This is a genomic window from Ciceribacter ferrooxidans, from assembly GCF_004137355.1.
In the GTDB taxonomy this organism is placed as follows: Bacteria; Pseudomonadota; Alphaproteobacteria; order Rhizobiales; family Rhizobiaceae; genus Allorhizobium; species Allorhizobium ferrooxidans.
This window is the reverse complement of the sequence record NZ_SDVB01000253.1, coordinates 542,429-558,954: the sequence shown is the minus strand read 5'-3', so window position 1 is coordinate 558,954 and position 16,526 is coordinate 542,429. Positions and strand designations below refer to the sequence as shown.

At 64.6% G+C, this 16,526-nt stretch carries 25 protein-coding genes and 2 tRNA genes; 5 read left to right on the top strand and 22 right to left on the bottom strand.

What is annotated here, in order from left to right:
- Positions 1-28: 28 nt before the first annotated feature.
- The 11 genes from EUU22_RS19280 to EUU22_RS19230 form a co-directional block, all read right to left on the bottom strand.
- Positions 29-343, bottom strand: coding sequence for a hypothetical protein (locus EUU22_RS19280; RefSeq protein WP_129333595.1), 315 nt, complete (start codon positions 341-343; stop codon positions 29-31).
- A gap of 134 nt (positions 344-477) precedes the next feature.
- Positions 478-553, bottom strand: a tRNA-Phe gene (locus EUU22_RS19275).
- Between the two features lie 189 nt (positions 554-742).
- Positions 743-955 carry a DNA gyrase inhibitor YacG gene (yacG, locus tag EUU22_RS19270; RefSeq protein WP_129333594.1) on the bottom strand — a complete coding sequence of 71 codons (213 nt, stop codon included), beginning with the start codon at positions 953-955 and terminating at the stop codon, positions 743-745.
- A gap of 3 nt (positions 956-958) precedes the next feature.
- A complete protein-coding gene (locus tag EUU22_RS19265; RefSeq protein ID WP_129333593.1) occupies positions 959-1,579 on the bottom strand; it encodes a Maf-like protein in 621 nt (206 codons plus the stop codon).
- A 36-nt stretch (positions 1,580-1,615) separates the two neighbouring features.
- Entirely contained in the window at positions 1,616-1,834 is a 219-nt protein-coding gene (gene infA / locus EUU22_RS19260; protein WP_007759621.1) for a translation initiation factor IF-1, read from the bottom strand.
- Positions 1,835-1,966: 132 nt separating this feature from the next.
- A complete protein-coding gene (locus EUU22_RS19255; protein ID WP_165351223.1) occupies positions 1,967-2,431 on the bottom strand; it encodes an arsenate-mycothiol transferase ArsC in 465 nt (154 codons plus the stop codon).
- 5 nt (positions 2,432-2,436) lie between these two features.
- Positions 2,437-2,910, bottom strand: a complete 474-nt coding sequence (locus EUU22_RS19250) for a UPF0262 family protein (protein WP_129333591.1) — start codon at positions 2,908-2,910, stop codon at positions 2,437-2,439.
- A 3-nt stretch (positions 2,911-2,913) separates the two neighbouring features.
- Positions 2,914-4,212, bottom strand: coding sequence for a histidinol dehydrogenase (hisD, locus tag EUU22_RS19245; protein WP_129333590.1), 1,299 nt, complete (start codon positions 4,210-4,212; stop codon positions 2,914-2,916).
- A 41-nt stretch (positions 4,213-4,253) separates the two neighbouring features.
- The gene (locus EUU22_RS19240; RefSeq protein ID WP_129333589.1) at positions 4,254-4,688 is read right to left on the bottom strand and encodes a DUF2948 family protein; all 435 of its coding nucleotides are present in this window, start codon (positions 4,686-4,688) and stop codon (positions 4,254-4,256) included.
- A 120-nt stretch (positions 4,689-4,808) separates the two neighbouring features.
- A complete protein-coding gene (murA, locus tag EUU22_RS19235; protein WP_129333588.1) occupies positions 4,809-6,101 on the bottom strand; it encodes a UDP-N-acetylglucosamine 1-carboxyvinyltransferase in 1,293 nt (430 codons plus the stop codon).
- 127 nt (positions 6,102-6,228) lie between these two features.
- On the bottom strand, positions 6,229-6,474 hold the full coding sequence (locus EUU22_RS19230) for a hypothetical protein (RefSeq protein WP_165351222.1): 246 nt from the start codon (positions 6,472-6,474) through the stop codon (positions 6,229-6,231).
- Positions 6,475-6,630: 156 nt separating this feature from the next.
- Between EUU22_RS19230 and EUU22_RS19225 the strand changes: the two genes are divergently transcribed.
- The 4 genes from EUU22_RS19225 (at position 6,631) to EUU22_RS19210 (ending at position 8,329) form a co-directional block, all read left to right on the top strand.
- Positions 6,631-6,705 (top strand) — tRNA-Thr (locus EUU22_RS19225).
- A gap of 186 nt (positions 6,706-6,891) precedes the next feature.
- Positions 6,892-7,272 carry a thermonuclease family protein gene (locus tag EUU22_RS19220; RefSeq protein ID WP_165351221.1) on the top strand — a complete coding sequence of 127 codons (381 nt, stop codon included), beginning with the start codon at positions 6,892-6,894 and terminating at the stop codon, positions 7,270-7,272.
- Positions 7,273-7,345: 73 nt separating this feature from the next.
- A complete protein-coding gene (locus EUU22_RS19215; RefSeq protein WP_129333585.1) occupies positions 7,346-7,714 on the top strand; it encodes a YbhB/YbcL family Raf kinase inhibitor-like protein in 369 nt (122 codons plus the stop codon).
- Positions 7,715-7,996: 282 nt separating this feature from the next.
- Positions 7,997-8,329: a hypothetical protein gene (locus tag EUU22_RS19210; RefSeq protein ID WP_129333584.1), complete on the top strand. Its 333-nt coding sequence runs from the start codon at positions 7,997-7,999 to the stop codon at positions 8,327-8,329.
- 31 nt (positions 8,330-8,360) lie between these two features.
- On the opposite strand, the gene EUU22_RS19205 is transcribed toward EUU22_RS19210, so the two are convergent.
- Positions 8,361-8,684, bottom strand: a complete 324-nt coding sequence (locus tag EUU22_RS19205; protein WP_129333583.1) for a phage holin family protein — start codon at positions 8,682-8,684, stop codon at positions 8,361-8,363.
- A gap of 115 nt (positions 8,685-8,799) precedes the next feature.
- On the opposite strand from EUU22_RS19205, the gene EUU22_RS19200 reads away from it, so the two are divergent.
- Complete coding sequence (locus tag EUU22_RS19200; protein WP_129333582.1) at positions 8,800-9,075, top strand: hypothetical protein; 276 nt, start codon at positions 8,800-8,802, stop codon at positions 9,073-9,075.
- On the opposite strand, the gene EUU22_RS19195 is transcribed toward EUU22_RS19200, so the two are convergent.
- Genes EUU22_RS19195 through EUU22_RS19150 form a run of 10 tightly spaced genes read right to left on the bottom strand, consistent with a single transcriptional unit; the run spans position 9,059 to position 16,464 of the window.
- Positions 9,059-9,472: a hypothetical protein gene (locus EUU22_RS19195; protein WP_129333581.1), complete on the bottom strand. Its 414-nt coding sequence runs from the start codon at positions 9,470-9,472 to the stop codon at positions 9,059-9,061. The two genes, EUU22_RS19200 and EUU22_RS19195, sit on opposite strands and share 17 nt — an antisense overlap.
- Positions 9,469-9,708 carry a hypothetical protein gene (locus EUU22_RS19190; protein WP_129333580.1) on the bottom strand — a complete coding sequence of 80 codons (240 nt, stop codon included), beginning with the start codon at positions 9,706-9,708 and terminating at the stop codon, positions 9,469-9,471. Before EUU22_RS19190 ends, EUU22_RS19195 begins: the two co-directional genes overlap by 4 nt.
- Entirely contained in the window at positions 9,705-10,502 is a 798-nt protein-coding gene (locus EUU22_RS19185) for a glycoside hydrolase family 19 protein (protein WP_129333579.1), read from the bottom strand. The genes EUU22_RS19190 and EUU22_RS19185 overlap by 4 nt, the downstream gene beginning before the upstream one ends.
- Before the next feature lie 60 nt (positions 10,503-10,562).
- On the bottom strand, positions 10,563-11,591 hold the full coding sequence (locus EUU22_RS19180) for a phage late control D family protein (protein ID WP_129333578.1): 1,029 nt from the start codon (positions 11,589-11,591) through the stop codon (positions 10,563-10,565).
- On the bottom strand, positions 11,591-11,824 hold the full coding sequence (locus EUU22_RS19175) for a tail protein X (RefSeq protein WP_129333577.1): 234 nt from the start codon (positions 11,822-11,824) through the stop codon (positions 11,591-11,593). The genes EUU22_RS19180 and EUU22_RS19175 overlap by 1 nt, the downstream gene beginning before the upstream one ends.
- Complete coding sequence (locus tag EUU22_RS19170; RefSeq protein ID WP_165351220.1) at positions 11,821-12,234, bottom strand: phage tail protein; 414 nt, start codon at positions 12,232-12,234, stop codon at positions 11,821-11,823. The genes EUU22_RS19175 and EUU22_RS19170 overlap by 4 nt, the downstream gene beginning before the upstream one ends.
- A gap of 7 nt (positions 12,235-12,241) precedes the next feature.
- On the bottom strand, positions 12,242-14,152 hold the full coding sequence (locus EUU22_RS19165; protein ID WP_129333575.1) for a phage tail tape measure protein: 1,911 nt from the start codon (positions 14,150-14,152) through the stop codon (positions 12,242-12,244).
- Positions 14,153-14,155: 3 nt separating this feature from the next.
- Positions 14,156-14,641, bottom strand: coding sequence for a phage tail assembly protein (locus tag EUU22_RS19160; RefSeq protein ID WP_129333574.1), 486 nt, complete (start codon positions 14,639-14,641; stop codon positions 14,156-14,158).
- A complete protein-coding gene (locus tag EUU22_RS19155; protein ID WP_129333573.1) occupies positions 14,641-15,168 on the bottom strand; it encodes a phage major tail tube protein in 528 nt (175 codons plus the stop codon). The genes EUU22_RS19160 and EUU22_RS19155 overlap by 1 nt, the downstream gene beginning before the upstream one ends.
- 27 nt (positions 15,169-15,195) lie before the next feature.
- Positions 15,196-16,464 (bottom strand): phage tail sheath protein, encoded by a 1,269-nt coding sequence (locus EUU22_RS19150; protein WP_129333572.1) that lies wholly within the window; start codon positions 16,462-16,464, stop codon positions 15,196-15,198.
- Positions 16,465-16,526: the final 62 nt, after the last annotated feature.

The following is a 16,526-nucleotide window of genomic DNA, read 5'->3' as shown; positions in this document are numbered from 1 at the left end:
GATATGGGGACGCCCGGGTCGACCGATCCTAGCAGTGGTTCACGTCGGTCGCGCAGTAGTAGTTGCCGGGCGTGCCGCAGCAATAGGGCGTTTCATCACTGCAGTATTCGCCGCTGGCGGCCGGGCATTCACTGCCGGTCGCAACCTCGATTCCCGCCGGCGGGCAGCCGCGGGCAGACACGCTGCCATCGGCACAGGTCTGGATCGGCCTCTGGTCGGTCGAATAGAAGGCAAGCAGTGGCGCTCCGGGCGTCCGGTCGCCGGCATCCGCGGCCGGAACACTCCCGGCGCCGGCAAGGACCGCAATGGCAAGTATCCACGCCGAGGGAAAGAACCTGATCATCGAAACCTCCTGCGAAACGAGGCCGATACGATAAGTCTTTCTTTAAGACGTTACTACAGTACAAATTCAGGGAGCCCGATAGGGCGATGTCGGGTGCGAGGCGATTGTGATGATGTCTATTTACAGAAGAAAAATGGTGCCCGGAGGCGGATTTGAACCACCGACACGCGGATTTTCAATCCGCTGCTCTACCAACTGAGCTATCCGGGCATCAGGCTCGACTTGCAAGCCGTCCGATCCTTTTGAGAACCGGCGGGGGCGTTTTGTCCCCCAGAGCGAGCGCGGTTATAGCATCTTGTTCGGCCATGTCCAGCACCAATCGGCACTTTTTTGACGAGTTCGCTACAAACGCGGAAAATCAAGCAATTCTAAAGGCTTCGCCGCCGGACCGGCACGATTTCAGTCACGGTTTTCGTCGTCCGCCCGGGATTCATCCTCGGCGACGGGGATCGCATAGCTGCCCTTGAGCCAGCGGGAAAGGTCGAGCGAGCGGCAACGCTCCGAACAGAAGGGATAGCTCTCGCGGGTCGAGGGACGGCCGCATTCCGGGCAGGGCCGTGTCTTGCGCAAGGGCGCAACCTTGCCTTTGCCGGTCGACGTGTCTTCCGCCATCGCTCAGCCCTCCGCCCAGGCGGCCTGGACGTCGAAACCTTCGCCCGCCAGAAGCTGCGTGGTCTCGAAGAGCGGAAGCCCGACGACATTGGTATAGGAGCCGACGAGCTTCTGCACGAAGCAGCCGGCCAGGCCCTGCACGGCGTAGGCCCCGGCCTTGCCGCGCCACTGGCCGGAGGCGAGATAGGCCTCGATCTCGGCGGTCGACAGCCGCTTGAAGCGGACCTTGGTCTCGACCACCTTGTGACGGACCGCGCCATCCGGCGTGATGAGGCACACCCCGGTGAAGACCCAGTGGCCGCGACCGGAGAGCAGATGCAGGCAGGAAGAGGCTTCCTCGATGAATTCCGCCTTGGGCAGGATGCGGCGGCCGACGGCGACGACCGTGTCGGCGGCGAGGATGTAGGCTCCGTCCCAGTAGAAATCGCCCTTGACCGCGTCATGGGCGGCACGCGCCTTCTCGGTCGACAGCCTGCGCGCCAGCGAGCGGGGGTGCTCCGCCTTCTTCGGCGTTTCGTCGAGATCCATCGGCATCAGCCGCGCAGGTTCGATGCCGGCCTGCATCAGGAGGTCGACGCGGCGCGGGGAACCTGAGGCCAGTATCAGCTTCTGTGTCGGGTCCATGGGTCCTCGGGCGTCTGCCTGCGTAAAGTCGACAGCTTACTTGAAGCGGTAGGTGATGCGGCCCTTGGTGAGGTCGTAAGGGGTCATCTCGACGAGCACCTTGTCGCCGGCGAGAACGCGGATGCGGTTCTTGCGCATGCGGCCGGCCGTGTGGGCGATGATCTCGTGCTCGTTTTCGAGCTTCACGCGGAAGGTGGCGTTGGGCAGCAATTCGGTGACGATACCGGGAAATTCGAGGACTTCTTCTTTTGCCATTGAGGGGTTGTCTTTCTGTCTGTTGCTTCGGGCCGTCTGCGGCCCTGAAATGTGCGCGGAAACTACACAATCACCACCGTTTTGTGAACCTTGTAGATCGCGCTTTCGCAATTTGTTTCAATAGGTGCTCATTCACCGCGATCCGGCCGCAACGAGCTCCTCGCGAATTCGCCGCTCGATGCGGTCGCGCACCTCGCGATAGGCGCCGAGAATCTGCTCGCGCGTGCCGGTCGCAACCGTTGGGTCCGGCATCGGCCAGTAAACCACTTCGACTGCCGACGAGCGGGTGAGTTCGAGCGCCGCGTGATGCGCCTCGGGAGCGAGCGTGACGACGAGATCGAAGAAATCATCTTCCAGATCGTCGAGTGTCTGCGGCTGGCGCCGTCCGAGCGAGAGACCGATTTCCTCCAGCACCACGTCGACGAAGGGATCGCGCTCCCCCGACCGTACACCGGCCGACGCCACGTAGACACCCTGCGGCAGGAGCTTGCGGGCAATCAGCTCCGCCATCGGCGAACGGATCGCGTTCATGCCGCAGATGAAGAGGATGGCGCCAGGCATCCTCAGCCCTTTGCTCGTCTCCTCCGCGCCTGTCATTGGGCTTACCCGCGCCAATAGAGAACGCAGACCAAGGTGAAGAGCCGGCGGGCCGTATCGAAATCGATCCGGATCTTGCCGGACAGCCGATCCATCAGGGTCTGCGATCCCTCATTGTGGACGCCACGGCGGCCCATGTCGATCGCCTCGATCTGGCTCGGGGTCGAGGAACGGATCGCCTCGTAATAGCTCTCGCAGATCATGAAGTAGTCGCGGATGATCCGCCGGAACGGCGTGAGCGAGAGGATATGGGTCGCCACCGCCTCCTCCTTCTCCGTCTTGATGGAGAAGACGAGCTTGCTGTCGACGAGCGACAGGTAAAGCTTGTAGGGGCCGCCCGGATGGCCGACCGGCTCGAAGGAATTCTCCTCGATGAGATCGAAGATGGCGACCGCCCGCTCATGCTCGACATCGGGCGTCGAGCGCCCGATCGTTTCGTCGAGGATCACGTCGCAGAGCCGGTAGTCGCTCTTCGCCATCGCTCAGCCTTCGAGATTGAGCCGGATCGCGACCGATCGCGCATGCGCGTCGAGCCCTTCGCTGCGGGCAAGCGCGATCGCCGCTGGCGCCAGGCTACGCAACTGGCCGGGGCCGAGCCTGAGGATCGACGTGCGCTTGACGAAGTCGAGCACGGAGAGCCCCGAGGAGAACCGCGCCGAACGGGCGGTCGGCAGGACGTGGTTCGAACCGCCGACATAGTCGCCGATCACTTCCGGCGTGTGGCGCCCGAGGAAGATCGCACCCGCGTTGCGCACGCCGGCCATCAGCGCGTCGGGGTCATCGACGGCGAGTTCGAGATGCTCCGCCGCGATGCGGTTGGCGAGCGGCAGGGCAGCCTTCAGGTCCGGCACGAGGATGATGGCACCGAAATCCGCCCAGCTCGCGGCGGCCGTCTCCGAACGGGAGAGCGATTTCAGTTGCCGCTCGACGGCCGCCTCGACGGCCTTGGCGAGCGGCAGATCGTCGGTGATCAGGATCGACTGGGCGCCGCGGTCATGCTCGGCCTGGGCGAGCAGGTCGGCGGCGAGCCAATCGGGGTCGTTGTTGGCGTCGGCGATCACCAGCACCTCGGAGGGGCCGGCGATCATGTCGATGCCGACGGTCCCGAAGACCTGTCGCTTGGCCGCCGCCACATAGGCGTTGCCCGGGCCGACGATCTTGGCAACGGGGGCGATCGTTTCGGTGCCATAGGCAAGTGCCGCGACGGCCTGCGCCCCACCGATGCGATAGATCTCCCTCACGCCCGCGATCTGTGCCGCGGCAAGTACCGTCGGGTTGATGTCGCCGCCGGTTGCCGGCACCGTAATGACGATCCGTTCGACACCGGCAACTTTCGCCGGCAGGGCGTTCATCAGGACCGAGCTCGGATAGCTCGCCGTTCCGCCCGGGACGTACAGCCCGACGGCCTCGATCGCCGTCCAGCGCGACCCCAGCCCCACGCCGAGCGTGTCCTCGTAGATATCGTCCTTCGGCAGCTGGCGGGCGTGGTGACGCTCGATGCGCTCGGCGGCAAGCTTCAGCGCATCCATCACCTCCGGCTCGACCTTGGCGATCGCCGCGGTGATCTCGTCCTCGGTGACGCGCATGCCGATGCGGGAGAAATCGACGCCGTCGAAGCGGAGCGAATATTCCGCGAGTGCGGCGTCGCCACGCGCCCTGACGTCCTCGATGATGGCGTGCACCACGTCGTTGACGTCGGCGGAGACCTCCCGCTTCGTCGTGAGGAAGGCGGCGAACCGTTCCTCGAAATCCTCGGCTCCTTGTTCAAGCCAGATTGCCACGTCCTGCTACCCCTCTCCTCGACCCGCCATCGAGCCCGACATCAACCCGGATGACCGGGCATGCGGGTGGTTTCCCATGCCGCGCCGGTATCTGCAAGCTGCCCTTCGATACATTCGACTTCAAGGGCAATCGTGCCGCCGCCGGCGAGCACCAGTTCGAGGACTCCGCCCGGCCCTTCGCCTTCCTGCCGGAAGCGAACCGCAAGAAGCGAGTGGACATCGTCGGCCCTCGTCCGGTCTATCCCGGTCGAGCGCACCGCCTCGACCCGCTTGAAGGTCAGGATTGTCCGCCTGCGCTCGAAACTCCTGCGCTTGCGCTCCGCCTGCTCCCAGACGAAACGATTGGCGACCAGCGTGAACTGGCGCGTGCGCGGCAGATAGGCGATGTCGCCGACCTTGAAAACCGCATCCTGCATATGCGCCGAGATCACGGCGAGGTCATCACTGTCGAGAGCGAGAAGCTTGAGGTCCGTCATAGCACCGATTCCCGTGTGGGCCGGAAACGATCCGGCCCTGCCATCTTCCCTTCCGACATAGGAAGCCGCAATGCAAGAGGCAACGCCCGGAGCGCTGTCTGCAGGCGGTTTTTCAAGGCTTTAGTCGCTGATACGCTCGACGATGGCGCCGCAACGGCCGAGCTTTTCCTCCAGCCGTTCGAAGCCGCGGTCGAGGTGATAGACACGGGAGACGAGTGTCTCGCCCTCGGCGGCGAGGCCGGCGATGACCAGCGACACCGAGGCACGCAGATCGGTCGCCATGACGGGCGCGCCGCGCAGGCGACTCACGCCATCGATCCTGGCCGTCTGACCGGAGAGCGTGATCTTGGCGCCGAGACGCGCGAGTTCCTGGACGTGCATGAACCGGTTTTCGAAGATCGTCTCGGTGACGTGCGAGACGCCGTTTGCCCGTGTCATCAACCCCATGAACTGCGCCTGCAGGTCCGTCGGGAAGCCGGGGAAAGGTTCGGTGACGATATCGACCGGGCGGATGTCGCTACCGTTGCGCACCACGCGGATGCCGTTCTCCACAGGCGTAACGGTCGCACCGGCCCGGCGGATGGCCTCGAGCGCGGTATCGAGCAAGGCCGCGTCGGTGCCTTCGAGCACGACATCACCGCCGGTCATGGCGACGGCCATGGCGTAGGTTCCGGTCTCGATACGGTCCGGGAGCACGCGGTGACGGGCGCCTGAAAGCGCCTGCACACCTTCAATGACGATGGTAGAGGTGCCGGCGCCGGAGATCTTCGCGCCCATGGCATTCAGGCAGGCGGCGAGATCGACGATTTCGGGCTCGCGGGCGGCATTGTTGATGACGGTTTTGCCGCGGGCGAGCGAAGCGGCCATCAGCATGACGTGCGTCGCGCCGACCGAGACCTTGGGGAAGGTGTAGGTGCCGCCGACCAGGCCACCCTTCGGCGCCCGCGCTTCGACGTAACCGCCATCGATCTCGATGATCGCGCCGAGCGCCGTGAGCCCCTCGATGAAGAGGTCGACGGGGCGCGTGCCGATCGCGCAGCCGCCGGGCAGCGATACGCGCGCACGGCCCTCGCGGGCAAGCAGCGGACCGATGACCCAGAAACTCGCACGCATCTTGGAGACGAGCTCGTAGGGAGCCGTCGTGTCGACGATCGTGCGGCAGGTGAAATGGATGGTGCGGGAATAAGAGCCGTTCTGGTGTTCACGGCGGCCGTTGACAGAGACATCGACGCCGTGATTGCCGAGGATACGCAACAGAAGCTCGACGTCGGCCAGATGCGGCACGTTTTCGAGCGTCAGCGTGTCGCTCGTCAGCAGCGAGGCGATGATCAGCGGCAGTGCGGCGTTTTTCGCGCCGGAAATCGGGATGACCCCATTGAGCGCGTTACCGCCGACAATCCTGATACGATCCATATGAACCTACGGGCCCCGCCCGCCTTTCTCTCGTTATTCCGTTCCCGCCTTCGCGAGAGCGTCGCTCTTTAGACGAAAAGAAGACCGCGTTCAATTCGGCCGGGAGGCCGACGCGGTCCGGCACGCACTAAACATCGTCTTTGGTCGATTTTGCGGCAGGCAAGCCTTCCGTCTCGTCGGCCGCACCGGCCCGCCGGGCGCGAAGTTGCTGCTTGCGACGGCGCAGATTTTCCTTGAGCTTTTCGGCAGCGCGCGCCTTGCGTTCGTCCGCCCGCGATGCGGAAGAGGCCTTTGGCACGCCATGCGCCTGCGATACTTCGCCGGCGGCCTGCACTTCGGCTCCTGCCCTCGATTCGGTCGTTTCCTTCATCATTGCCGCTTGATAGCGGAAAACCCGAGGTTCCAAAAGGGTTCGCGCCGCACGCCCGGAAATCTTGCACGGAAGTTCGAATTTGCGGCTTGCGCTCGTCGAAAACCTGTGGCAATAGGCCCGCACGCTTCGAACGGCGCACCGCGCCCGACACTGCAAGCTGCTATAGCTCAGGGGTAGAGCACTCCCTTGGTAAGGGAGAGGCCGAGAGTTCAAATCTCTCTAGCAGCACCAGTTTTCCCACGAAAATTCAATATATTGCCTGCGACCATCAAGGTTCGGTCGCTGCGCAAAACGCCGTGATTGAACGGAACATATCGCGAATTGCACGGAATGCCCGTGCAGAATGCGTGCAGTTTGTTCGCAGTTCGTTCATGTGCTTCAGTTGAAATGCATGAGAGTCATCGAATCGGAGCGGCCATGCGCAAGTTGCTTATCGCAATCACTCTCTCGCTGGCGGCATCCTCCGCGCTCTCCGCCACCCACGTCGTCGACGGCGATACGGTCGTCATCGACGGAGAGAAGATCCGCATCTTCAACATAGATGCCCCGGAACTGCGGCACGCCGCCTGCGATGCCGAGCGGCGTCTGGCGGAGGTGGCCAAGAGGCGGCTGGACGCATTGCTCGCCGGCCGACCGGTGATCGTCGTTCGCAGTGACAACGGCCGGATGAAGGATCGCTACGGCCGGACGCTGGCTCGCCTCACCGTCGACGGTCGAGACGTCGGGGAAATCCTCATCGAGGAAGAACTCGCCCGCCCATGGGAAGGCAAGCGCCAACCGTGGTGCGGGCAAGAGTAGGCAGCCCGGGGACCTATTGCAACTCTCGCTGGAACAGGCAAATCTGCAGCGCCGAATATTGGAGAGGAAAGCAATGCGTTTCTGGATTTCGATTGTCGCAACGATTGCCATCGCATCGCCGGCCGCCGCCGGCATGTCGGCCAGCTTCGACTGGGGTCAGACGAAGAAGTGTTTCGATACAAACTCACCGCCGTTCAAGGTGACCGGTGTTCCGCAGGGGACAGCGAAGCTGAGCTTCAAGATGACCGATCTCGACACACCCGGTTACAATCATGGCGGCGGCAAGGTGGAATACTCGGGACAGTCAGCGATCCCCTACGGCGCCTTCCGCTACAAGGGACCGTGCCCGCCTACCAGGCACAAGTATCGATTCACCATCAAGGCACTGGACGCCAAGGGCAAGGAACTCGGCAAGGCGACGGCCACGCGATCTTTCCCGTAAGTAAGGTGTCTCAAAACGGATAGGTTTCGAGCTCAAGGCGCGAGAGGCCCAACACAATGCTGAGATACGCGCTCGCCGTGCTGATAATCCTGATGATGGTTTCGCAGCTCGTCGGCATTGGCATCAGCATCTGGCTGGCGCTTTGAATTCCCTGATCGATTGCTCCCGCGAGGCCGGCACAATCTCTGAGATATCCCCAGAGATGTTCTGTCAGGCGAACCTATCCCTGTTGCGCCGGAAAATACCGCAACGTAACTTCGCCCAATCAACTGGGGGAAATACATGAAGAAGATAGCGATATTGGCGGCCTTTGCGGCCGCTCTGGCGGGTTGTGCGAAACGTCCGGATGCCATCGTGCCCGTCGACATCCCGATGTCGGCCTACACGAACCTCTCATGCGAGCAACTCGCCCAGGAACAGGTGAAGGAACAGCAGAACCTTGCGGCAGTTTCAAAAGCCCAGAACGATGCTGCGACGGGCGACGCTTTCGGCGTGTTCCTGATTGGCGTTCCTATGTCCAGCACCTTTGGCGGCGACAAGGAAGGGCAGGTCGCCGTGACCAAGGGCAAGGTCCAGGCGATAGAATCGGCAAGAAAGAGCAAGGGCTGTCAGTAGAGGCCCGGCTCCAGCCGGTCGTTTCTGACGATCACTTCCCCACCCATCTGGGAGACCACTTCATGAGGAGAACCTCGGCCCCACGCGGGCCGAGGTAGGCGAGTGCCGCGATCAGGCCGGTAGAGACAGGCTGAGCAAGGCCGAGATACCGAGACAAGCCCTCGCCGATGATTGCCATTCCGATCGCGATCGGCAGTTCCCAAAGCAGTTCTTTCCCGAAGAATTTGCGCCTGTCCTTCTTGACCTCGTTCGTATGCCACATGAGCCGTCCGATCAGCGCGCCGATCATCGTGGTCCCGGCGCCGCCGACCCACGAGTTGAGCATTTCGGTGAGGGTTGAGAATTTCTCGGGCATCCTGGCTCCCCGTGGTCGGTGTTGACGTCGCGGCCGCGGCACGCCATTTAGACGTCAGCGGCAAAATCCAGAAATAAATGAAATCGACCGAGGGGGCTGGTCGCGGAGATTAGCCATGGCCAAGGTCCGCCGATACTCATCCCCCTACCTGTCGGATATTGCCGGAGGTAAAGTCGTCGTCTCTTGCCAGCGCTGCGGGTTGGAACGGCGATACGATTCCGCGGCGATGATCGAGCGAGCCGGAGACGTCAGCCTGCCGGAACTCAGGATCATGATCGCCCGCGCCGAAGGGTGCCCGCGAGCGGACAATGTCTATCGGGACAGGTGCGAACTCGGATATGATCCCGAATGTTGGAACGGCACCCGGCCCAAGCCTACCGACGTCCCCTGATGGCGGAGGCGATCAGGTGCGCGGAGCCGACGGCGGCACCGGAATAGAAGATGCTGTCCCAGACCTTGTCGGCATATTCTTTGAGCTGGGGCGGCAGGGTCGCTACATCAGGAAGGACCGTGCCGGCATAGACCAGGCTATCGAGCATCCCCCATCCGTGCCATGCGGCAGTCGGTATCGCGGCGATGGCCCACGCAATCCAGAAGACCGGATAGCCCATCCCTGTCTTGATGACGTCAGCCTGATTGCGCTTCGCCTCGCTCTGCGCCTTGATGTCGGCGATCGCCGCATCGGCGATCGCCCGCTTCTCGTCGCTATCGGCCGAGAGCTTGGCCTGCCAGGCTTTCAGCAGCCCGCCGGTCAGCGCATTGAGGATGAGCGCGATGACCGCACTCATCGCCGCCTGCTCCGGCTGACGCTCGCCTCGAGGTCGGTCTTGATGACGGCCGGCCGCGGACGGAGCCAGATGTTGATCAGGAAGGCGAGCGCGACGATCCAGCGCTGATATTCCGCCGGCACCACGGCGAGGATCTCGGGCGAGTTCAGGAGGTCCGGCAGGATCACGGCGAGCGCAAGGACCAGGTTGACGATCCAGGTGCGGAACCGGATGACACTTTCCCAGAGCTTCTTCATTTCTTCGGTCCTTTCAGGAGTGCCGCGATGGCGTTGACGAGGGCGGTGATCCAGTCGGCCTTGCCGGCCTGCCGGTCGATGACGGCGGGCGTGGTCGGGGCCGGCGGTGCCGGGACAGGCAGGGGAGCGGGCGCGACGGGTTTCGGCATGGCAGGTTTCGGGAAGGGCACGGCCGGACTGCTGACGCCACCGGCCTCCCGGATCGCGGCGAGAAAGGCCTTGTAGTAGCCGGCGATCTCCTGCCACTTGTCGGTGATATTGACCGTTCGACGCGCGTTCTTGAGATCATCGGGGCCATTATCGGGGAGATAGAAGGCAATCCCCCTTCCCTTGTGGCATTTGCTGTTGTTCCAGCGGCCGTCGCAAAGGCCCTTGACGAGGATGCGCGACGAAATGACGGGGTCCAGCATCTTGTCGGGATAGGCGACGAGATCATATCCGGCGTCCGCCGACGATTCGTCATAGTTGTCGAGCCAGGTGATCTGGACCTGACCTCGCCCGTAGTAGACATGCCTGTATTTGCCGGCAGGCTTGCCATAGGCTCGCTTGGCGACGATCCTGCGGGCAGTTGCGTCATCCTTGGCGAAGCCTTCGCGCACCGGAACCATGCGACGGCCGGTCTCGTGGTAAGCGGTTGCCAGCGCATAGGCGAGCGTCTTGTCGCGGCCGTCACCGTGCGTTGCGAAGGCATCGAGAATTCCCGTGATGCCGTTTACCTGCTGCTGTGAGATCGATGTGCCGAAGACACCCGATCCGCGACGCCGCAGCGCCGCGAAGAAAATCGCGCGATCCATGATTGATGTCCTTTTGGTTAAAGAGAGACGTCCCCGGATGCGGGGCCGCCGGCGCCGCCGTCAGCGCGCATCCATGCCGGCACTACCGGAGGGCTCGCCGAGCGAAAGCGCCGTCGTGTAGCCGGAAGAGCGCGAAAGCTCGTCCGTCACCGAAGTGATGGTATAGGTCCCGTCGACCCCTGCCCGGAGGCCGGAGAGGATCGCCTTGCCGCCGGGCTGGCCCGTCGCATCGCCGTCGATCGTGACGCTGCCCGAGCCCTTGTCGCGGTTCGCCTTCTTCGATCCGGCTTTCGCCCGCCGCTTCGCCGTCTCCTTGTCGGCGGCGGAAAACCCGGTCTGGTCGTCGGCCTCCACGCTGTCGCCGCTCGCATAGCGCTCGGCGAGCCGCTTCGCCTCGTCGAGGTCGTAATAGGTTTCGACCTTTTGCTTGATGCGCGGGCGATCGGTCACCGGAGAGAAGCCGGAAGCAGAGATCAGCCGCTCCCGCGTCACCGTGATGGTCGAGAGCCCCGCGCCGGAGACGGAAGAGCCGTAGGGAACGAACACCCCGCGGCTCCCCTCGATACGAAAGATCGCGCCGTGCTCGCGCGCCAGCCGCTCGCCGAAAGAAATGAAGCTCTCCGCGTCCATCGCCTCCCAGTCCGGGACGACCGAGGCGAAATCGCCATGCACGGACATGGTGACACCGGCCTCCTTCCCCGCCTCCTCGAGGATGGCGGAGAGCGGCTTCTTCTCCCAGTGCTTCTCGGCCGGCTGCTTGGCCTTGCCGCGCAGCGAGACGGAACGCGCGGAAACGGAAAGCACCGCCCCGCCCGTCCGGCTCAATGCCCAGCTCGGAGTGTCCACCTCCCCGTCGAAGGTGCGGATCGCCCCGCCCTCCCGGCCGAGCTCGACATGCACGGGCGTCCCTGTCTCCGGCCAGCGCAGCGTGCCGCCGCGATCGTCGAGGTCGAAGCGCACGCTGTCGGCGGTCTGGTCGGTCCCCTTGGTGATCGACACCGAAAGGAGGATCGGCAGGAAGTTCCGCGTCACCGCCCGCCCGTCGACCGAAACGAGAAAGTGCGCGCGCCGCGCGATGATGCCGGCCATCAGTCGAAGAGCCCGGTCACGGGCGTCGCCGAACGCCCCGCGTCGAGGGTCGACCGGACCGGAACCGTGACGACGGTACCGACCGGAAGCTCGGCGCCGAGCTTCGCGAGGTCCTGGTTGAGCGCCCACACCTTTTCGCAGGCGCCAGGGATAACGGCGCGGTAGTGTCGCGCCAGCAGGCCGGAAAGCGTCAGGCCCTCGCGGCCAACGGTGATCGTCTCGGTCTCGCTCATGAAAGAATGCTCCAGAGTGCGGAGAAATAGCCCTCGGCGCCCGGCTGGGCGGCCTTGGCGAGGTCGATGGTCATGTCCACCATCTGGCCGACGCCGCGCGCGTCGAGGTAGCTGTGGCCGTCGCTGATCCGCACGATCACGTACCAGCCGAACACGCGCCCGTCGCCGCGCACCAGCAGCTGCGGCAGACCGCTCGCCTGCGCGTTCCGCAACACGTCGAGCGAGGAGAGCCGGCCTAGCTTCTGCGGCACCAGCCGACCGGCCAGCGCCATGCGCTCCACCCCGTCGCCCATGTCTTCCAGCGGCGGCATGGCGCCCACCACCGGCTTTTCGGCATAGTCGCGAAGCGTCTCCCGCGTCAGCCCGTCGAGGTTGAAGCGGAGGTCGAAGGCCACAGGGCCGATCTGCATGAGCATGTCAGGGGTCCACGAACTGTCCGTTGATCTGTTCCTTCACGACCTGTCCCGTCGGCCGCCCGCCGCCGGCATTGGCGAGGATCGCGCCGAGCGATCCCTGCACCTTGGCGAGGAAGCTCTGGGCGATCGCCGTGCCGATCGGCCCGGCCGAGGCTTGCATCGTCTGCGCCGCCTTCTCGCCCGCCCGTCCGCCGCCTTCGGCGATCTTGTCGGAAGCGTCCGCGCCGGCCTCGACCAGACCATGGAACTTCAGGAAGCCGTCGAGCGCCGGGTCGGGCGCACTCGCCTTTGCCGCCTCGACGGCCGCCGGATCGTAGACCCCGCGCGAAGGATACTGCCCGGTGATCGACCGGTCGCCGGCCGGCGCGGGTCCCGGCCGCCCGAAGGGAACGGGAATGGCCCCGGTCGCCGGATCGGCGCCGAGCCCTTCCGGCACGAAGCCGGGCCCATAGGAACCGCGTGACGGATAGCGTCCGGCGAGCGCGCCGCCCGCCCGCCGCCCGGCCTCGGACTTCAGCCCGTCGAACGGGCTTGCCGCCGTCCCCCGGCCGACCTTCACCAGCGCATCATTGTAGGCAATGTTGACCTCGCGGCTCGAAGCACCGGGGAAGAGTTTTCGATAGTCCCGGAAGAAGTCGCCCTTCTGCCAGGCGCGCTGCTCGCCATCCATGCCCTTGAGCGCGATGGCACGCGCCTCGGCCTCGTCGATCGTCTGCGTCAAGCTTTCGAGAGCCGGATTGGCGACGGACGCAACGCCGGAACCGAGCCGCGTCATCAGCTGGTCCCACATATTGGTCATCTTCTGGATCTTCGACGCGGAGTCTTCGGCAATCTGGTTGAAGTCCTTGAGTGCCGTCCCGTCCACCGAAGCGAAGCTCTTCACCAGCGCCTCGAATTCCGTCCGCTGCGTGATCAGCGCCCGAACCCCCTTCTGGTATTCGGCGTCAGTGAAGAGCTTCGGCAGCTTGGAAAGGTCGCCCTTCGTCGCGATTGTCGTCATGTCGAGGAAGACGTCGAGAACGTCTCTCCCTTCCTTCTTCGCCTTTTCCAGCGCCCGCGGCAGGTCGACGCCCATGTCCTTGAACTTCTTCGCCGTCTCCTCGGAATAGACCTTGTTGAGCACATTGCCGAGATAGGTCGCGGCCTCGCTCGAGGAGCCGGCCTGGTTGCGCATGACCTGCAGCATGGCGACGATCTTCTGCAGCCCTTCGGTTCCCTTGTACCCCATGGCCGAAAACGCCGGCAGCAGCGAAGGAAGATACTGCGCCATGTCCTTGAGCTCGAACTTTCCGGCCTTGCCGCCCGCGACGAGAATGTCGAAGGCCCGCTGCATCTCCTCGGCATTGATTTTCAGGGACCCGGCCAGCGCATCGGCGCTGAGGGCGACATCGTTCATCGCCGCGCCCGAGGCCTGCGCGGTCACCGCTACCACCGGCAGGAAGGCAAGCGATTCGTCGAGGCTGCGGCCGGAGGCGACCAGCGCCTCCAGCCCGCCGACCACGTCGTCGAAGCTCGTCCGCGTCGCCTCCGCGATGCCCTGCAGCGTCTTGATCGTCGGCTCGATCGCACCCGCCCCCTTGTCGGCATTGATGACGATGCGGTTCACCCGCCGCTCGAGGTCCGCGAAATTCGTGTAGGCCTTCGCCGCCACGATCCCGCCGAGCGCGACGGCGGTGCCGACCCGGCTCGCCAGGAGCGTCATGCGCTGGCGCCGCGCCTCGGCCGCCGCCTCCTGCTCCATCATCAGCCGTTCCATCGCCCGGTCGCGATTGGAGAGCCGGAGCCCCCGGTCTGCCAGCATGTAGTCGCGCTCGGCGCGCTTCAGCCGGTTCATGTTGCCGATGATTGTCTGGGTCTTCGCCCCCGTCTTGTCGACGAGATCGACCACCAGCGAGGCGGAAAGGCGGGACATGGATTACTCCTCGCCGGCTATGAAGCCCGGCACGATGTCGCGATAGAGCTGGTGGATCGCCTCCGCGTCCGGCCATTTGAGGCGCCGGAACACGGCCGGGTGCAGGCTGGTCAGCCGGCAGATCATCGCCCGGTTTCCGGAGAGTTCGCCGGAGAAGAAGTCGTCGATGTCCCCCTGCTCGGGCTGGCGCATCTCGACTTGCCGAAGAAGAACGCCATTCACGGTCGGCGGGTGAAGAAGCGTGTAGATGCGCGTCCCAGCTTCTTGCGTATAGCTGACGTTCGGCCCGTCCTCCTCCGCGATGGCGGAAGGAGCGGCGGCGGCGCGAAAGGCAGCCGCCTCCGCTGGCGAGGTGGTGAACTGGTCGAGGTCCACCATCACCGGCTTCAGTGCGGGAGCTTCCCCGGTCTCATCGTCCGCGGCGTCCCGGCCGGCGCTGCCGCCGGCCAGCGCCTCGCCCAGCGGATCGTCACGCTTGCGCGGCGCCATCACTCGATCCCCAGCGCGACGCGGGCCGCCTGCGTCTGGTCATTGCCGAACTGCCGGACGACGCTCGTGAAGTAGTCGAGATAGAACCACTCCTCGCCGTCGACATGCAGTTCGTAATGCGTCACCTCGGTCACGCCGTGATCATGGCCGAAGGCCGAGGCCCGGTCGAAGGCATCCGGCGCAAGCCGTCCGATGATGCCGCGCACCACGGATTTTGCCTGCAGCACCTTGCCGGTCTCCTTGTTCCGCAGCGCGCCGTAGATCGTGTAGCGCTCCATCGAGCCCGTTGCGATCTGCTGGTACGAGGATTTTGCATAGCCGGCGAGCTTGAAGCTCGGCTCCAGCGCCCGGAATGCATTCATGCTCCAGTTGACCTCCGCGACCGCACCGCCGCCGAGATGGCTCGCGGTGATCCGCTCGAGCGCCGGCAGGGCGACGGAGGAGAGCTTGATGTGGTTGCTGTCCTCGGGGTTGGCGTCGCCGAGGAAGATGTTCGCCTGCTCGAGCAGGATGAGTTTCTCTGCCATGACAAATCGTCCTTTTCTGACCGGCCGTTAGAGAATGTCCTGGCGGGCGATGATCTCGTTGATCGTCGCCGTCAGCGCAGCCGCATAGGGCCGCGAGGTGACCGAGAGCCGCCTGAACACCGGCGCCTCTTCGAACTGCAGGTCGACGTAGATATGCCCCGCGCGGAGATCGGCCGGGTTGTTCTTGTCGGGGTCGAAGCGGCTGCGAGAGCCGAGAATGTCGCCCGCCGACTGCCGCTGGTCGCAGATCGCGGCGATCGTGTTGACCACGCTCTGGATGGTCTGGGTGGTGAGGTTGAACCGCCCGAGATACTGGCGGATCGTCCTGAGCACCGTGAGCTCGATGAAGTCGCGGCCACGCACCTTGTGATACTGGTCCCAGATCGTCTCGGCCGAGAGGTTGTCCGTGCCGATATAGACGAAGCCGCCGTCGGCGATCGCGAAGTCGTCGCCCGATTCGCCGCGCACGATGATCCCGCCTTTGGCGGCGAGGATTTGCTGGCCCTCGGTCGTACCGTCGGTCAGCGAGAAGCGCAGCTTCCGTTCCGGCGCGGTGATGCCGTAGATCGCCTGATTGGCCCAGCTGCGGAAGGGCGATCCGCCGTTCTCGTAGTCGCGGCGAACGGCGACGCCGGCAATGCGCGGCGAGGCCGCGCGCAGCACCGCAGCCCCGGCGCTGTTTTCCGCGTAGACGCCGCCCGCTACCGGGATCAGCCGCTTCGAGGAGAGCGTCTCCACCCAGTCGGTGAAGCCTGCAAGCGTCGACGGACCGTCGACGATCGCGACGGCGAGGATCTGCTCGCAGACGGCGGGAAGTGCCGCCGCGACGGGATTGGCGGTCGCCGGCGTATCCTGCGCCGAGGTATGGCCGGGGCAGATGATGATCCGCGGATAGACACCCACCTCGGCGCCGGCATTGAGGAAGGCGTGGATGCCCGTGCCCGTCGCCGAACTGCCGACGATGTTCGCCATCGTCTCGTCCGCGTCGAGGCCCTCGGCAACGCGCTTCACCACCAGTTCGGCCGCCATCTGGTAGGAGCCGAGCTGCGCATTGATGCCCTGCACGGCGTCGATGAAGGCACCGTCCGGGTCGCAGAGCGCGAGCAGCGCGGCGTCGTTGGAGTTCATCCGCACCAGCTTGTCGAGCGGAAACGCCGCTGTGAAGTCGGCATCGAGCGCCGCGGTCGCCTTGGTGATCGGCATGCAGATGCCGATCACGCTCATCTGGGCCTTCGAGGGCGTCGCGGCCTCGTTGGCATCGCGCGCGATCGTGATGCCGAAAATCGGTTCGGTCATGGGTCAGTCCTCATGGATGAAGGTGGCCTTGCCCAAGGGCGTCGGGGCAACAAAAAAACCGC

Excerpts from the sequence above, each read along its gene's own strand:
- EUU22_RS19195 (WP_129333581.1), bottom strand. The coding sequence starts at position 9,472 with ATGAGTGCGGTCATCGCGCTCATCCTCAATGCGCTGACCGGCGGGCTG.
- EUU22_RS19190 (WP_129333580.1), bottom strand. The coding sequence starts at position 9,708 with ATGAAGAAGCTCTGGGAAAGTGTCATCCGGTTCCGCACCTGGATCGTC.
- EUU22_RS19170 (WP_165351220.1), bottom strand. The coding sequence starts at position 12,234 with ATGCAGATCGGCCCTGTGGCCTTCGACCTCCGCTTCAACCTCGACGGG.
- EUU22_RS19220 (WP_165351221.1), top strand. The coding sequence starts at position 6,892 with ATGCGCAAGTTGCTTATCGCAATCACTCTCTCGCTGGCGGCATCCTCC.
- EUU22_RS19150 (WP_129333572.1), bottom strand. The coding sequence starts at position 16,464 with ATGACCGAACCGATTTTCGGCATCACGATCGCGCGCGATGCCAACGAG.
- EUU22_RS19230 (WP_165351222.1), bottom strand. The coding sequence starts at position 6,474 with ATGATGAAGGAAACGACCGAATCGAGGGCAGGAGCCGAAGTGCAGGCC.
- yacG (WP_129333594.1), bottom strand. The coding sequence starts at position 955 with ATGGCGGAAGACACGTCGACCGGCAAAGGCAAGGTTGCGCCCTTGCGC.
- EUU22_RS19215 (WP_129333585.1), top strand. The coding sequence starts at position 7,346 with ATGCGTTTCTGGATTTCGATTGTCGCAACGATTGCCATCGCATCGCCG.
- EUU22_RS19255 (WP_165351223.1), bottom strand. The coding sequence starts at position 2,431 with ATGACAGGCGCGGAGGAGACGAGCAAAGGGCTGAGGATGCCTGGCGCC.
- EUU22_RS19180 (WP_129333578.1), bottom strand. The coding sequence starts at position 11,591 with ATGGCCGGCATCATCGCGCGGCGCGCGCACTTTCTCGTTTCGGTCGAC.
- murA (WP_129333588.1), bottom strand. The coding sequence starts at position 6,101 with ATGGATCGTATCAGGATTGTCGGCGGTAACGCGCTCAATGGGGTCATC.
- EUU22_RS19205 (WP_129333583.1), bottom strand. The coding sequence starts at position 8,684 with ATGCCCGAGAAATTCTCAACCCTCACCGAAATGCTCAACTCGTGGGTC.
- EUU22_RS19155 (WP_129333573.1), bottom strand. The coding sequence starts at position 15,168 with ATGGCAGAGAAACTCATCCTGCTCGAGCAGGCGAACATCTTCCTCGGC.
- EUU22_RS19175 (WP_129333577.1), bottom strand. The coding sequence starts at position 11,824 with ATGAGCGAGACCGAGACGATCACCGTTGGCCGCGAGGGCCTGACGCTT.
- EUU22_RS19210 (WP_129333584.1), top strand. The coding sequence starts at position 7,997 with ATGAAGAAGATAGCGATATTGGCGGCCTTTGCGGCCGCTCTGGCGGGT.
- infA (WP_007759621.1), bottom strand. The coding sequence starts at position 1,834 with ATGGCAAAAGAAGAAGTCCTCGAATTTCCCGGTATCGTCACCGAATTG.
- EUU22_RS19165 (WP_129333575.1), bottom strand. The coding sequence starts at position 14,152 with ATGTCCCGCCTTTCCGCCTCGCTGGTGGTCGATCTCGTCGACAAGACG.
- EUU22_RS19280 (WP_129333595.1), bottom strand. The coding sequence starts at position 343 with ATGATCAGGTTCTTTCCCTCGGCGTGGATACTTGCCATTGCGGTCCTT.
- EUU22_RS19185 (WP_129333579.1), bottom strand. The coding sequence starts at position 10,502 with ATGGATCGCGCGATTTTCTTCGCGGCGCTGCGGCGTCGCGGATCGGGT.
- EUU22_RS19160 (WP_129333574.1), bottom strand. The coding sequence starts at position 14,641 with ATGGCGCCGCGCAAGCGTGACGATCCGCTGGGCGAGGCGCTGGCCGGC.
- EUU22_RS19250 (WP_129333591.1), bottom strand. The coding sequence starts at position 2,910 with ATGGCGAAGAGCGACTACCGGCTCTGCGACGTGATCCTCGACGAAACG.
- EUU22_RS19200 (WP_129333582.1), top strand. The coding sequence starts at position 8,800 with ATGGCCAAGGTCCGCCGATACTCATCCCCCTACCTGTCGGATATTGCC.
- EUU22_RS19265 (WP_129333593.1), bottom strand. The coding sequence starts at position 1,579 with ATGGACCCGACACAGAAGCTGATACTGGCCTCAGGTTCCCCGCGCCGC.
- EUU22_RS19240 (WP_129333589.1), bottom strand. The coding sequence starts at position 4,688 with ATGACGGACCTCAAGCTTCTCGCTCTCGACAGTGATGACCTCGCCGTG.